The sequence below is a fragment of the Acinetobacter pittii ATCC 19004 = CIP 70.29 genome (assembly GCF_000369045.1).
GTDB classification, from domain to species: Bacteria; Pseudomonadota; Gammaproteobacteria; order Pseudomonadales; family Moraxellaceae; genus Acinetobacter; species Acinetobacter pittii.
The window spans coordinates 64,753-80,748 of record NZ_KB849797.1; the positions used below are offsets into that span (position 1 = coordinate 64,753).

Below are 15,996 nucleotides of genomic sequence, written 5' to 3' on the forward strand. Positions count from 1 at the left end.
ACACACAATTAAAATATTTTTAAAATTATCATTATCTTAAATAATTTTTAGGATTCCATGGTGTAAATTAGGTGTAAATTTCAACTTAACTAAAAAAATATTTGATTCAATTATAACTATCTATCTCAGAAATGAGTGAAGATTCCTACGAATACTCGCTAAACCTATGTGATTGCATATCTATATAAGAATAAATCTTTAAGACTAATATTAGATTTAAGGACCAAGCAATCCTACTACAATATATTAGATACCAACACACCTCGAAGTAGCCACAGTGAAAAAAGCAAAAAAATATATGCAACCTTTTGTTTTTTTAAAAATTTAATTAAAATTACTTAGATAATAAACTTTTTATATATCTCATAATCTAACCATAACCTACAAAGAAATTTATTAATTTTAAAGTATTTAAGAGTAGTAAAAGTTTTGATAAGGTTATGACAGCAGAAAATAATTAAATCTTGAGTATTTCTAATGAATATTGAAATTTGTACTCCTAACTCCGCTACAACTAAAGATAAGGGTGATTTACTAGAAAAACTGTGTAAAAAAATGCTTGAAGCACAAAATTATCTAGTGACAGAGGAAGTGCGAAAGACTGGCAGTGAATTAGATTTATTATGTGAACACAAAGTTTCTGGGAAAAAAATTTATGTTGAGTGTAAAGCATATAGAGATAAAAAAATTGATGCGCCAATCATAAGACAATTATTTGGTACAGTTGTATTTGAGAACTATAGTGAAGGCTGGTTAATAGGTACTTCAGAATTTAGTAAAGATGCGAAAGGATTTTGTGAGGAGCTACCTAGTCGACCACTTGGTGATCGTATAGTAGTCTATTCATCAACAGATATTGTTGAATCACTACAAGCATCTAAAATTATTAGCTCAATACCTCGTGAACATCTAGAACAACACCTTGATATAAACAGCATTGGTGAATGGTTTTTATTAATTACAACTTTTGGAAATTTTTGGGTAAGTACAATATTAAGTGCAGGCATTCCAACAAATGCTGTATGTTATTATGCAAAAACAGGTGTCTTAGTTGAAGATCAAGAACTACTAGATAACATTGCCTCTACAGATAGTAGTCTTTCTAAGTTAGATTTTTCTAAAATTATAAATACAAAAAAAGAGATGAAACCTTTATTTGACTCTCAAATTGAAGTTGTAGAAGTTCAAAGAGGCGAAGATTGGAATGACTATCGACCTGCACGTCCACAGGATTTCGTAGGAAGAACTAAGGATATTCAAGAGATTTTTGATTTTTTTAAGAAGATTAGAACAAATGAAATAAATACTAGGATTTTTGCTATTACTGGTAATTCTGGATTAGGCAAGAGTTCTTTGATTATTACTCTTTCTGAAAAAGCTAAAAATCGTCATCAAAAACAAAAATTATTTCTTTACGCTATTGATGTTCGTGCGGCTAAATCACCAGAATATATTTACTCCGCATTGTTAAAAACTTTACAAGAGGCCCAAATAAAAGGTTTTGGTGATCCAACTATTAAATTACAAATAACTAACGTAAACCATCCTTTAGAGTCTGAATCTATAGCTAAATACTTGAATAGCCTTGAAAGGTCAAAGCAATTAGTAGTATTAGTTTTTGACCAATTTGAAGAGTTGTTTAGTAAACCAGAGTTATTCGAACTATTTAATAATGCAACGAACATTCTATTAGATGCGGCTAGTTTAAAAACAAATTTATGCATAGGTTTTGCATGGAAGACTGATAGTACAACCCACTCGGAACATCCTGCTTATTTCTTCTGGCATCGTTTGTCAGATTATCGAATTGTAAGAAAATTAAATCCATTTTCTGTTAGAGAATCTAATGCGGTCATAAATAAGTTTGAGGAAGCAATTGGAGAAAAAGTTCATAGCGACTTAAGACATAACTTAATTGTAAGTAGTCAGGGTTATCCATGGTTGTTAAAGAAACTATGCATTCATTTACATGAAAAAATATTGTCAGGCCAAAAACAAGAGGAGCTTTTAGAGAATAAATTAGATATCTCAAGTCTTTTCGCTAGTGATTTAGAAGAGTTAAATCCTAATGAAGTTAGAGCTTTAAAATTTATTGCTCAAAGAGCACCTGTTGATCTTGTTGATACAATCGATACATGTGGAGAAGATGTAGTCACAAACCTGCTTCATAAACGACTAATCATTAAAAGTGGTATTAGATTAAATATTTATTGGGATATTTTTAGAGAATATATATTAACAGAGAGTATTCCTATTATTTCTCTTCGCTATTTACCATCAAATGATTTTCTTGCTATCTGGAATGTAGCGCAACATTTAACAGGCACTCCAATTTCCATTCCCGAATTGGAAATTAAAACGAATTTATCTGATGGTACTATTCAAAATATTGGTACAGACTTACTGACATTTGGCATTGCAGTAAGGGAGAATAGCCAATATTCATTGTCAGAGGAAATATTAGCTACAGGGAATTCCATGGAAAGTATTCTCTCATTAATGAGAGAAAAATTTAAAAAACATATTATTACTTTAAGTTTAAAGGACTTACCTAACGGTACAAATATTACTTTGGCTTTCTTTATAGACTTAATGAAAAGTATTTACTCTAACAATGATTATGCAGATAAAACATGGAGATACTATGCTATCAGAATGTGTAAATGGCTAGAAATTACGGGCTTTTTATCTCGGTCAATTGAAACATACACATGGTTTTATAAAGATATAGGTTCTGTAAAAACATCTGTCAGTAACGTTAGACGCCAGCAATCTTCTTTTTTCATACCAAGAAATAGTCCTCAATTAACTATAAATATTTATAATGAACTTAAGGGTAAGAAAATTTCTGAATACAAAAATGGTAGTAGTAATGCCAAAGCTGTGGAAATTTTCAAGAGATATAATTTAGTTGATGATGATAATAAAATTAGAGATGTTGAAGATATCGAATCTTATCTTTACGATGCGATTTCAAATGAGTTAAGTATCCAAGAAACCATATTAATAAAGAAACTGTATTCAGGAACTAAAAAATTAACTGCATCATTCGTTGGGCAGCTCCTGAGGGATAAGCATGATATTAAGTGGGCTGAAGGTACTGTGGAGTATGCAGGTAAAAAGCTAAACAGTTGGGCTAGCTGGTATGAAAATTTCGATTTATAAATTTTGGATACCAATTACCTTCAAGCCCTCCCACCTAACAGAACTCAAACCTTTGATAATCTAGTTTTCATCGATTAGGTATTTAACAATGAGTAAATGAGATGTTTTCTGGGGAGTAAGTAATTTATCTCCCCCTTCAACTATTTAATCTATGGCTAAATAGACAACTATTTCATCGACTACTGCTCTGGCAGTTCTAGAAACCCCAATTAATGTTGCCGATGTCATGCCTGTCCATTCACCATAACCAACTAGCCAGATGGTCTGCAAAATACAATCCATTAAATAAGCTAGTTAAATTTGAAAAACTGCTGTAAACAGTTCATTTTAGATTAAGAATTTAGCAATAATATTAAATAAGCCAATATACGTATCAGTAAGTTTGAGAGACAAATGTGATCACTAACTTTTTATTCAGGCTAACTTCTTCAGTACACCACATTTTTCCACTGTACATAACCCATCACAAGTCTTTCTTATTTCTAATAGCTGCTGTATGAGTTTCTGCTGATTCCGAATATTTTCCTCTACATCGTTAATATGTGAATCGATAAGCTCATTCACATCAGAACAATTTAGATTAGGTAGATCCTTATAATTTAGTAATTTTTTGATTTCAATTAAGTTCATATTCAAAGAACGACAATTCACAATGAATTTCAACCGATCAATGTAATCTTCAGTATATAGTCTATAGTTACCTTGAGTTCGATCAGGTTGCGGGATTAGACCTTCTTTTTCATAAAACCGTATTGTCAGTACTGAGCACGACGTTTTTTCAGAGAGCTCTCCTATCTTCATAAACATTAGAAATACTCAAAATCCAACTTGACTCTATAGTAGCTATAGAGATTTTAATATGCAATAAGTAAAGATATGACTATGGGCACATCAATGAGTGGTTGCGGTTGTAATAAAGAAAATTCTTGTGAAGACACTAAGCAAAATCAAAATGAATCAGAAAAAAATTCTGGTAACAGTAAAGATTTAACTGCTGAAGAAAGTAAAAGTTCTTGTTGTGGTAATGAATTACCACAACAATCTAAGCCAGATGAAAAAGATCCTTGTGCTAGTACTCAGCCATGTTCTACGCAGTCAAACTCATGTTGTACCCCAGATTCGATAAGTTCACCTGAGACAGTTAATGATAATGAGGATGTAGCGACTTTCATCAGTGACTATAAAATCCCTAAAATGGATTGTTCCGCAGAGGAACAAATGGTTCGGATGACTTTATCTTCTTTGGTAAATGTTAAGAGGCTAGTTTTTGATTTGCCGAATCGAAACCTAAAAGTTATGCATAATGGTAAAAGTAATGAAATCACTGCAAAACTTGAAGCTCTTGGGTTTGGAGCAAAATTAAATAAAACTGAAGCCTATGTAAATAAAGAGCATGCAAAAGAAATCAGTACGTTTCTGATTCCGAAAATGGATTGCTCTGCTGAGGAGCAAATGGTTCGTATGGCATTGTCTCCAGTAAATGAGATCAAAGGACTAACATTTGATTTACCTAATCGGAAATTGAAAGTTTTTCATAATGATGGTCTTAATGAAATTACTAGCAAACTTGAAGCACTTGGTTTTGGAGCCAAACTTGAAAGTACCGCCACCTCTGTGGGTGAAATGCCTGAAAAAGCAGATACGTCTGAACAAGCAAAAGTTTTAAAAATTCTTTTAGCTATTAATGCTGCACTTTTCGTTATTGAATTTATTAGTGGACTAATTGCTGCATCTACAGGGTTAATCGCAGACTCTCTTGATATGTTTGCAGATGCTGCTGTTTATGGGATTGCACTTTATGCTGTAGGTAAAGCTGCAAAGTATCAAGTTAAAGCCGCGCATTTTGCGGGTTGGATTCAATTATTTCTCGCAATAACTGTAATTGTCGATGTAATTAGACGTTTTGTATTAGGTAGTGAGCCTGAATCTTTATTAATGATTGTAATCGGCTTTTTTGCACTAATTGCGAATGTTGCCTGTCTTTATCTAATCTCTGGACATAAAGATGGTGGAGCACATATGAAAGCAAGTTGGATTTTCTCAGCTAATGATGTGATTGTGAATCTAGGTGTAATTATTGCTGGCTTCCTTGTGGCTTTGACAGGTTCCGCATATCCAGATCTTGTTATAGGAATAATTGTTTCGCTTTTCGTACTTAACGGTGCTCGAAAAATTTTGGCATTGAAATAAGAGTATTAAAAATGAATTTATTCCAAGTTAAACCAAACGACTTTGTCAAAATTGTTGACCTAAAAAAAGGTAACCAATATTTAGATAAAAATGATCCAGTTCTCGAACGACTTGAATTGTTAGGTTTCAGAATTGGTGAAACTTTACAAGTTCTAGCTAAGGGACTTTTCGGTGGTGATCCAGTATTGGTTCAAATTGAAACTTCTCGATTTGCGTTAAGAAAGAATGAAGCTGAACGAATTTTTGTAGAGATTGTTTCAAATGAACAGTAAAAATATTGCACTTATTGGTAACCCAAATTGTGGGAAAACATCTCTCTTTAATACTTTAACAGGTACTCGTCAAAAAGTAGCTAATTATGCTGGTGTTACTGTTGAGCGGAAAGAAGGTTTCTTTAAACTACCTTCTGGTGAATCAGTTCGGGTTTTAGATTTGCCCGGCACATACAGCTTAAAGCCTACGAGTCTAGATGAAGAGGTAACAAGGGCTGTATGCTTAGGTGAGCTTGAGGGTGAGGTCCTACCTAATATATATGTATGTGTGGTTGATGCCACTAATTTACATTTACATTTAAGTCTTGTGCTTGAAATAAGGGCATTGAATCGACCAATGCTTCTTGTTTTAAATATGATGGATGAGGTCAAAAAGCGTGGTATTTCGATAGATATTAATAAGCTATCAGAATTGTTGGGTATCCCTGTTATTGAGGCTGTTGCCGTTAAAACTAAAGGCGTGCAAGAACTACTAAATCAATTAGATCAAAAAAATCTATTTGTCACTCCTTATCATTCTGATCTGAATCATTTTGATCAGATTAAAAATATTACTAAACAGGTAATTTTAAAAAATGATAATGGTGATGCAAGAACAGCTTTCTTGGATAAAATTTTCTTACATCCTGTACTTGGTTTAGTCATCCTAACGCTTACCATGTTTGTCATGTTCCAAGCCGTTTTTATCTGGGCACAACCTTTTATCTCATTAATTGAAAATGCAATTGCTTGGTTAGGTAATACAATTGGCCCGCTTATTACTCATCCATTACTTAGAAGTCTTATTGTTGATGGGGTAATCGCTGGATCGGGTAGTGTTTTGGCTTATATGCCGCAGATCCTTATCTTATTCTTCTTTATTTTAATTCTAGAAGAATCAGGTTATTTGCCACGAGCAGCATTCCTTTTGGATAAATTAATGTCCAAAGCTGGTTTAAGTGGACGTTCCTTTATTCCACTATTGTCTAGTTTTGCCTGTGCTATCCCTGGTGTCATGGCAACACGAAGCATTAGTTCGGAAAGAGATCGCCTAGCAACCATTATGATTGCACCATTAATGACTTGTTCTGCAAGATTACCTGTTTATGCTTTGCTGATTGCGGCATTCATTCCAAACAAATTAGTTTATGGTTGGTTAAGTCTACAAGGTTTAGTTCTTTTTGGACTATATATGGCTGGCATTGTTTCAGCATTATGTGTTTCTTTATTTTTGAAACTAGTTAGAAAAGATAAGACAGAAAGTATTTTTATCTTTGAGTTGCCTACTTACCGATTACCAGATATTCGAAACGTTGCATTAGGACTTTATGATCGAGCTACGATCTTTTTAAAAAGGGTTGGTGGCATTATCGTAGCATTATCTATATTGCTTTGGGTGTTGGTTACGTTCCCTCAACCACCTGAGCATGCCACAATGCCTGCTATCAACTATAGTTTAGCTGGACAACTTGGACACATTATTCAGCCTATATTTGCACCTATCGGCTTTACTTGGGAAATCTGTATTGCATTAATTCCTGCTATGGCTGCAAGGGAAGTTGTCATTGCTGCTTTAGGTGTAATTTATGCTATGTCTGGAGATGAAGATACTGTAACTCAAACATTGTTGAGTCAAATCTCTGGTCCTGATGGCTGGGGGCTAGCTACAGGGATGTCATTATTAGTTTGGTACATTTTCGCACCACATTGTCTTGCAACATTAGCGACCATTCGTCGTGAAACTGGTAGCTGGAAACAGCCTGTTATTATGGCGACTTACTTATTTGGGCTTGCGTATTTCTTTGCCTTCATTACATATCAGCTTATTAGTAGACTTTAATCAAAATAAGAATGTTTCATAAAGAAAAATGGATGCCTTTGCATCCATTTTTCTTTTAAGTATTAAACTGATTATGAGCTTTTTTTCACAGCAATAATAATCTGACTCTCACCCTCTATTTTTAATTCGAAGTCAACCTTCTCCCCTACAGTTAAACCATTTAATAATGCTGGATCTGCAACTTTAAAGCCCATAGTCATTGCAGGCCATTTAATTGCAGGAATTGCTTCATGGTCGAGTGTTAGAATATTTTCTTTCGTATCAATAGCAGTAATCACACCAACAGCTTGAGCTGTTGCAACTGTAGATGACTCTTTACTCATCTGCTCCATCGGTGCTTCCGCTTTCTTTTGCTCTGATGCCTCATTTTTGCTACATGCAGTTAACGCAGCAACAGTTGCAACAAGAGCCACAATTTTCATAAATTTCAACATAATAAAACCTCTTTTGACGAAATAACAAAACGATCAATGTGTTGATAGTTTTCTTTTGATTAAAAGCTGATATGCAGCCGGGATAACAAACATTGACAGTAGAGGAGCTGAAATCATGCCCCCAACCATAGGTAAAGCAATACGGCTCATCAATTCAGAACCTGTCCCAGTCCCTAAAAGTATAGGAATTAAGCCTGCCAAAATGACGGCAACCGTCATGGCTTTAGGACGAACGCGTAGTACAGCTCCTGTTCGGATTGCATCATTGAGTTGTTGCTCTGTTAAGGATGCCGTTGAAGAAGATAGGTTTTGCTGTGCATGTTCAACTGCTTGCTTCAAGTAGAACAACATGACTACACCAAACTCAGCAGCAACACCTGCAAGGGCGATAAAACCAACTGCAATCGCAACTGAAAAGTGAAAACCGCTCAAATACATGGCCCATATACCACCAATTAAAGCAAAAGGTAGCGTTGCCATAATCAGAACTGCATCTTGTACTTGTCTAAAAATCAAATAGAGCAGTAGAAAAATAATCATCAATGTAATTGGAATGACGACTTTTAAGCGAGCATTCGCACGCTCCATGAACTCAAACTGTCCTGAATAGCTAATGCTCATGGCAGAGGAGCGTTTTACTTTTTGGTCAATAGACTGCTTCAACTCTTGCACAACTGAAGCTAAGTCACGTCCTTGTACGTCTACATAAACCCAACCACTTGGACGGGCATTCTCACTTTTTAGCATTGGAGGGCCATCTGTAATTTGAATATTGGCAACACTACTTAATACAATTTGTTGTCCAGATTCAGTTACAATCGGTAAATTTCTCAAAGCTTCCAGTGAATCTCGAATCTCTCGTGGATAACGTACATTAATGGGATATCTTGCTAATCCCTCAACAGTTTCACCAATATTTTCTCCACCAATCGCGGATGATACAATTTTCTGCACATCGTTGATATTGAGACCATATCGTGCAGCCTGCATACGGTTAATATCGACATCAACATATCGACCACCTGTGAGTCGTTCAGCTAAAGCCGAGCTAACACCGGGTACCTGTTTAGCAACTTGTTCAATTTGCTGTGCTACCCGATCAATATCTTGCAGATCATTTGCTGAAATCTTAATCCCGATTGGACTTTTCACCCCAGTTGCCAACATATCAATCCGGTTACGGATAGGTGGTACCCATATATTCGTTAAACCCGGTACTTGGACTGCCTTATCTAGTTCTTTTACTAATTTGTCAGGTGTCATACCTGAGCGCCATTCAGACCGTGGTTTGAACTGAATCGTGGTTTCAAACATTTCTAAAGGCGCAGGATCTGTTGCTGACTCAGCTCTCCCTGCTTTACCAAATACTGTCGCAACTTCTGGAACCGTTTTAATCATTCGATCTGTTTGCTGTAACAGTTCTGAGGCCTTAGCTGCGGACAATCCTGGTAAAGCTGAAGGCATATACAGTAAATCACCTTCATCCATATTCGGCAGAAATTCTCCACCTAATCGCGTTAAAGGAAAAAGACTAATAAGGAAAATTAGCAATGCACCAAATAAAGTGGTCTTTGGATGAGCTAAAACCTGATCCAACATAGGTCGGTATATTTTGATGAGGAAACGGTTCAATGGATTACGCTGTTCTGAGGGTAATTTCCCGCGGATCCAATAACCCATCAAAACAGGAATCAGAGTAATGGATAAACCAGCTGCCGCTGCCATGGCATAGGTTTTGGTAAACGCCAGAGGCGAGAACAAACGTCCTTCTTGCGCCTGTAAAGTAAAAATAGGAATAAAAGATAAGGTAATGATAAGTAAGCAGAAAAATAAAGCAGGACCAACTTCACTGGCGGAACGGGCAATAATATTCCAGCGTGCTTGAGTTTCTAATACTTGATTGGGATGTTCATGCTGCCAAGTCTCTATATGCTTATGTGCATTTTCAACCATCACAACCGCTGCATCAACCATAGCGCCAATAGCAATGGCAATCCCCCCCAGTGACATGATATTGGCATTTAGGCCCTGATAGTACATGACTAAGAAAGCCGACAAAATCCCAAGTGGTAAAGAAACAATAGCTACCATTGCTGATCGTAAATGCCAGAGGAAAAGTCCACAGACTAAAGCCACGACAATAAATTCTTCAATTAATTTATGACTGAGATTCTCGACTGCCCGATCAATCAGTTTACTGCGATCATATACAGGAACAACCTGCACTCCTTTCGGTAAACTTTGTTGCAATTCAGCCAGTTTCGCTTTCACAGCAGTAATCGTTTCACGTGCATTCTTACCAGCCCGTAAAATCACAACACCACCAACAGTTTCACCTTGTCCATTCAGCTCAGTGATACCACGACGCATTTCCGGTCCGAGTTGAATTGTTGCAACATCACCTAAAGAAACAGGAACACCCAAACTATTTGTTCGTAGTGGAATCTGGCGAAAATCATCTAAAGTTTTTAAATAACCAGAAGCTCGTACCATATATTCCGTTTCAGCCATTTCAAGGACTGAACCACCAGTTTCCTGATTAGCCTTTTGAATCGCCTCAATGACATTGTTTTGTGTAACACCTAAAGCCGCCATTTTGCTTGGGTCTAAGACAACTTGATATTGCTTAACCATCCCCCCAATCGTGGCAACTTCAGCCACATTAGGTAATGTCTTTAGTTCATACTTTAAAAACCAGTCTTGTATGCTTCTCAGTTGTGCAAGGTCATGTTGTCCTGTTGGATCAACTAATGCATATTCATAAACCCAGCCAACTCCAGTAGCATCGGGTCCTAACGACGATTTTGCATTCGCAGGCATTTTTCCCTGGATCTGATTTAGATATTCCAATACACGAGAACGGGCCCAATAAAGATCGGTATGCTCATCAAAAATGACATAGACATAAGAATCACCAAAAAAAGAATAACCTCGAACAGTTTTAACACCTGGTACTGATAACATCGTTGTTGTTAAAGGGTACGTCACCTGATTTTCAACAATTTGTGGTGCCTGACCTGGGTAATTAGTTCTGACAATCACTTGTACGTCAGATAAATCTGGCAAAGCATCAACCGGTGTATTCTTTACAGCCCAAGTTCCCCAAGCAGCCAAAACTAAAGCTGCCAACAGGACAAATACACGATTCGCAATTGAAAAACGAATAATACGGGCAATCATAATGGTTCTCCCGTTTAGTTCTTCATAGATGTCATGGACATCTTGGAAATGTCAGAAATAACGTAAGCATCTCCAGTATGTGTAAACCCAAAACGGACCTGATCGCCTTGCTGAATTTGGGTAAATGGTTGAACTGGTTGTTTAAAGCTCATAGTCATAGCACCCCAACCCAACTCAGGAATAGCTTGGTGTGAAATGGTAATATCTTGATTTGTGACTTTTTCAACTTTACCAAGACCTTGATATGTTGACCTCTTAATCGTTTGAGATGATGCAATTGGTTGCCCAGTGTTGAGCTTATCCAATACGCCTTGCAAATTTGCTTCAGAATCAATCAGAAATTGTCCTGAAATCACTACTTTCTGACCAGCTTTCAACCCTTGCAGGACTGCAATTTTATTGCCATCACTTTGACCTAACTGTACAACAACAGGTTCAAAACGTCCTTGCTCATGCCCTACAATGACAACATTCCGAGTACCTGTCCGTATAACAGCTTGCTCTGGTATAACCAAACTGCTTTGGGGATTATTTATTATATTGACAGAAGCAAACATCCCTGGCTTAAGTTGACCACTAGGATTTGGTAATTCAATCCGAACTTTAATAGTTCTTGATGTTGTATCTAAGGTAGGCAAAATGTCGATAACTTTGCCAGCTACTTTTTGAGAAAAAGCAGCAAAATTGGCTTCTACACTCATACCTCGTTTGATTCCAGCAATTTGTTTTTCAGGAACGGCTGCCTCTAGCCAAATCGGGTTGATACCTTTAATTGTGGCCAAGGTTTGCCCCATAGCCAAAGCCATACCATTGCGGACTTCTAGTGAATCAATAAATCCACTAGTTGGAGCTTGCAAAGTTATATTAGATTGCACTCGACGAGTTCGCTCAACTTGATGAATCACATTTTGTGGTATTCCTAAAAGCTGTAAACGTTGACGGCTTGCTTGAATAAGGGAACGATCTCCCGTACGGAGCACAGCTAAAAATTCAGTTTGCTCTCCAGTCCATTCCGGTATTGAAATATCAGCTATAGGGCTTCCTTGCGTCACCATATCTCCAACAGCATGCCCGTACACTCGCTGGACAAAGCCACTTGCTCTAGTTTGTAAAATAGCTGTTTGCCGTTCATTTGCTTGTAATATGCCATTAGTAAACATGGCATTTCCAATTACAGCCTGTTCAACTGTGCCGTAACGGATGGCTAAATTTTGTTGAAGAGTTGGATCTATTTTGACTGTAGGACGACTTTCATCCGTCATCGTAGTATTTTCGTCTGCATATTTAGGTACCAGTTGCATGTCCATAAATGGAGACTTGCCTGGCTTATCAAAATGCTGTTCTGGTTTCATTGGATCGTACCAATAAAGTACTTTAGCATCTTGCTTCTGGCTTACCGATGCCGATTGAGAACCCTCTTCCTGATGAGCAAACCAATATCCGGCACCGCCACCTACGACAAGACTAATTGTGGCAACTCCCATGACAGTCATTGCCAATTTATTTCTTAACATTATGGCTGCTCCTCAGCATGGTTTAAGGTCGGCTCTTCAAAGGCAAAATAAAGTTGTGCTGTTGTAATTGCTTGTTGTTGTTGAAGATCAATAAGTCGCAGCTGTTGTTCTAAAAGAGCTTGCCGGGCGGTAATGACATTGGACAAATTGCTTTTGCCTGCTTGGTAACTTGCTAACTGTAAACCCACTTTTTGTTTAGCGAGTGGAATACTTGTTTGCATCGCACGTCTAATTTGCTGATCAAGTGCATCAAGATCGGATAACCCATCATCTAGCATAGTGAGATGGTCACGGTATTGGACTTCTTGATCGGCGGTAATCCTGTTTTGTTCGGCTAAAGCTGCCTGAATGAGTGGACTACTACGTCTTTTTGAAAAGACAGGAAGCTCTGTTGTTAGTTGCACCCCGATCATATCGCCAAATTCGGGTGCTCGATGCTGATAAGCAAGTTCAATACCCCAATCTGGTTTCTGTAAAGCCTGAGCTTGCTTCAGTTTTGCTTCAGCAGTTAGCTTTTCAGCCTGAAAAGCTTTTAATTCAGGATGCTGATGCAAGTGATGATACAGCTTTGATGTATCAAGATGGATGGATGGAGCTTGGTCAGGTAAGGTTTCAATTTGAGAGGGATTTCCAGTTTGCTCTACACTTACCAACCGATGTAATTCTAGTTTGGCTTTATTTAAATCACGAAGTAAATCATCCTTCCGGTCAAGTAATACAGTGGCTTCTTGTTTTGGATCAAGTGCATCAGCAACAATTGTCCGACCGGATGTGACCTGTGTCTGTGTGATTTGAGAAAGTAATCGATTTTCTGAAAACAGTTCATCATATAGCGCCAATTTACGCTCAAGATAAAAGCGTTTAAGCCAAGCAGATGCGACTTTCTGACGTAACTCAATACGTAGAATCTCAGTTTGAGCAGTAGCTGAACCCAATTCAGCTTTTGCTAACTCGACCTCGGCTTGTCTTTTGGCGCGGTTTGGAAAATCTTGCATAACACCAATTTTCTGCATGGTCATGCCATCTTGTGTGACTGACCATGACGCATCACCAGATATAGGATAATTCTCCAAACCGAAAAATAATTTAGGGTTGGGTAAAATGCCAGAAGCTGAAACTACATTCTCAGCCCCTTCAATTCGAGCACTATTTGCTCTTAGGGTAGGTGCATATTGCTCAGCAAGCTTCATAGCTGTATTCAAAGTTAATGGCTCAGCATAAGCCTGACCATAGACCAGACAGAAACAGATAGTAGCTATTGGCCATCTCTTACGATGAGATTGCTTTTCTTTATAAATATTCATATTTTTTGCTCTAAAATGTTTACGCGCACGCGCAGAACATTCATAGAAAATTCTATGAATGATAGAGGACTATCAAATTAGTTAGAGCGTGGAGGCTTCCATAAACCCGAAGGGTATGGAGAAGGAAGATTTTGATCTAAAGAGTAAAAAGCTGAGCGCTCTATAGGAAAGGAAACCATTGAGTGCAAAATACCCTGAACGTCATTAGCATATACAAGCTTGGTAAAAGACATAATGCAATCTTGTTCAGACAGACAGGATGGATCATGCAGAGTTTTTTTGGACTTTGCTTCTCCTTTCATACAATCAGTATGCATCATATTCTGATTTTTCGACTCTTCCATTTGCATGGATTGCATCTGTTCAGATGGCATTAAACATCGTTTATGTACAGACGAGGCAACAGCAGCCGATCCTACTAACAGGATAGCAAACGATAAAAACAGCGATAGGCATGTTTTTAACCACTGCATAGACATAGACCAAATTTTAAGCTTTTTTAGTTTTACAGAATTGAATCGTAATAGCAACAATTTCATGAATAGTAGCCGAAACTACTATTCATGATTTCAAGTTATAGTATTTTAAAATACCAATTCGATGCCTGCACCATATTTCCATCCTTTTTCGGACTCAGTTGCTTCTTGCACGTTAGTTGCTTTTTGTCCTTTTTCATATTGGTAAGCAACATCCACAAAAGGTCTGACTCTTTTAGTGACTTCATATCGGGTTTTAATACCGGTTTTTAGTTCAGACAAACCTGATTTTGCAGCATAGTTAGAATCATCGCTAAATACAGCATCTACTTCAAGATAAGGTTGTGTGATCAATTTCTGGGTTAACAGGAAATCACGCTCGACTTCAAAGCTTGCCCCCCAAAAATTATTCTCACCACCGTACAAATAAGCTTGGGTTTCAAAGAAATATGGAGCTAATCCCAACACGCCAACAACACCATCAACCCGATCGCTGTTGCTGTTATTTTTATCTTCACTGTATCTCACCCCAGCCTGTACATCCCAAAAGGGTGCTACATTACGGCTATAAAGCGCAGATACATCATATTTTGGATCATGACTTTCTGCTTTATCCAAATTTGCTTCAATAAATAGGCGATTTTCATCTGTACCTATCAATGTTTCAATTTTCGATCCTAAAGCACCTTTGCCATCTTCATCCACAGTCCACTCATTCTCAAACTTAGTCATTTGGAAAACTTGTCCACCATGTTCTTTCAGATGTTTATCATGATTTCGGTTATTAGAAGTTTCGGCTTCCAGGCCTATACCATTATCTCCATCATTACCAGAAGTTGAATTTTGGTAAGTATTACGATCAACATAACCTAATCCACCAGGCTCTTTTAACAGCATTTTCATACTCTCGGACTGAGAGGATTTAGTACTACTATCCATGCTTTGAACAGCAGTATCATTTGCAAAAGCTACACCTGATAATCCAATTAAAGCTATAGATAAAAATGTCTTAGAATATATTTTTTTAGTGGTGCGCATGTTGATTTACCACCTTATCATTAGTATTAGGTTGAGCAACAACATCTTTCGAATCAGTACTATTACTATCGACATTTGCCACAATAAGTTTATTCATCATTCCAGCAGACATGTGATAGAGCAAATGGCAATGGATAGCCCATTCACCTAACTCATCAGCCGTTAATAAAGTTGTAACTGTTTTACCTGGTGGAACAATTACTGTATGTTTATTCGGCATATTGCTAGGATCTTGGCCATTTTCCAGTTGCATAAACATGCCATGTAAATGCATTGGATGAGCCATCATACTATCGTTAACAAATTTCAAGCGTATACGCTCACCATATTTCACTTTAAATGGTTCAGTTTCATTAAACTTCTTACCATTAATTGTCCAAATATAGCGCTCCATATTTCCACCTAAACGAATTTCAATTTCACGTTCTGGAGCACGGGTATCTTTTTGGGGGGTTAAAGATTGTAAATCACTATATTGAAGTGCTTTTAGACCAGCTGGTGTTGATGCATTCGCCCATCCGTAAACCACTTGATCAGATCCAGAAGAGCTTACTGTTTTTGAAGGCATATCATGGTCCATACCTTTCATTGAAGACATATCATG

General features: G+C 37.2%; 12 protein-coding genes and 1 pseudogene. 4 read left to right on the forward strand and 9 right to left on the reverse strand.

The annotated features are described in order from the left end of the window. Nucleotides 1-477 precede the first annotated feature (477 nt). Nucleotides 478-3,165, forward strand: coding sequence for a restriction endonuclease (locus F928_RS19000; RefSeq protein WP_001019256.1), 2,688 nt, complete (start codon nucleotides 478-480; stop codon nucleotides 3,163-3,165). Between the two features lie 144 nt (nucleotides 3,166-3,309). On the opposite strand, the pseudogene F928_RS22225 reads toward F928_RS19000, so the two are convergent. Both F928_RS22225 and cadR read right to left on the reverse strand, forming a co-directional pair. Continuing rightward, nucleotides 3,310-3,435, reverse strand: a pseudogene (locus F928_RS22225) (FAD-dependent pyridine nucleotide-disulfide oxidoreductase); the annotation flags it as partial. Nucleotides 3,436-3,579: 144 nt separating this feature from the next. After that, nucleotides 3,580-3,972, reverse strand: a complete 393-nt coding sequence (gene cadR / locus F928_RS19005) for a Cd(II)/Pb(II)-responsive transcriptional regulator (RefSeq protein ID WP_000480875.1) — start codon at nucleotides 3,970-3,972, stop codon at nucleotides 3,580-3,582. Nucleotides 3,973-4,047: 75 nt separating this feature from the next. Between cadR and F928_RS19010 the strand changes: the two genes are divergently transcribed. From F928_RS19010 to feoB, 3 genes are read left to right on the forward strand one after another with little or no spacing between them, the layout of a single operon-like run. Then, nucleotides 4,048-5,355: a cation efflux transmembrane domain-containing protein gene (locus F928_RS19010; RefSeq protein WP_016805982.1), complete on the forward strand. Its 1,308-nt coding sequence runs from the start codon at nucleotides 4,048-4,050 to the stop codon at nucleotides 5,353-5,355. An 11-nt stretch (nucleotides 5,356-5,366) separates the two neighbouring features. After that, the gene (locus F928_RS19015; RefSeq protein ID WP_001048216.1) at nucleotides 5,367-5,627 is read left to right on the forward strand and encodes a FeoA family protein; all 261 of its coding nucleotides are present in this window, start codon (nucleotides 5,367-5,369) and stop codon (nucleotides 5,625-5,627) included. Next, the gene (gene feoB, locus F928_RS19020; RefSeq protein WP_005079036.1) at nucleotides 5,617-7,446 is read left to right on the forward strand and encodes a ferrous iron transporter B; all 1,830 of its coding nucleotides are present in this window, start codon (nucleotides 5,617-5,619) and stop codon (nucleotides 7,444-7,446) included. Before F928_RS19015 ends, feoB begins: the two co-directional genes overlap by 11 nt. Nucleotides 7,447-7,517: 71 nt before the next feature. Here the strand turns inward: feoB and F928_RS19025 are convergent, their stop codons facing one another. From F928_RS19025 to F928_RS22230, 7 genes are all read right to left on the reverse strand, one after another. Further along, entirely contained in the window at nucleotides 7,518-7,880 is a 363-nt protein-coding gene (locus tag F928_RS19025) for a copper-binding protein (protein ID WP_004738155.1), read from the reverse strand. A 33-nt stretch (nucleotides 7,881-7,913) separates the two neighbouring features. Then, a complete protein-coding gene (locus F928_RS19030) occupies nucleotides 7,914-11,060 on the reverse strand; it encodes an efflux RND transporter permease subunit (RefSeq protein ID WP_005079039.1) in 3,147 nt (1,048 codons plus the stop codon). Between the two features lie 14 nt (nucleotides 11,061-11,074). Continuing rightward, entirely contained in the window at nucleotides 11,075-12,574 is a 1,500-nt protein-coding gene (locus F928_RS19035) for an efflux RND transporter periplasmic adaptor subunit (RefSeq protein ID WP_005079041.1), read from the reverse strand. Continuing rightward, nucleotides 12,574-13,878, reverse strand: coding sequence for a TolC family protein (locus tag F928_RS19040; RefSeq protein ID WP_005079043.1), 1,305 nt, complete (start codon nucleotides 13,876-13,878; stop codon nucleotides 12,574-12,576). The genes F928_RS19035 and F928_RS19040 overlap by 1 nt, the downstream gene beginning before the upstream one ends. A gap of 77 nt (nucleotides 13,879-13,955) precedes the next feature. Beyond that, complete coding sequence (locus F928_RS19045; protein ID WP_000771473.1) at nucleotides 13,956-14,417, reverse strand: hypothetical protein; 462 nt, start codon at nucleotides 14,415-14,417, stop codon at nucleotides 13,956-13,958. Nucleotides 14,418-14,462: 45 nt separating this feature from the next. After that, nucleotides 14,463-15,392, reverse strand: a complete 930-nt coding sequence (locus F928_RS19050; RefSeq protein WP_005079045.1) for a copper resistance protein B — start codon at nucleotides 15,390-15,392, stop codon at nucleotides 14,463-14,465. Continuing rightward, on the reverse strand, nucleotides 15,379-15,996 hold a 618-nt coding region (locus tag F928_RS22230; RefSeq protein ID WP_005079051.1), incomplete at its 5' end, for a multicopper oxidase domain-containing protein. The genes F928_RS19050 and F928_RS22230, both read right to left, overlap by 14 nt.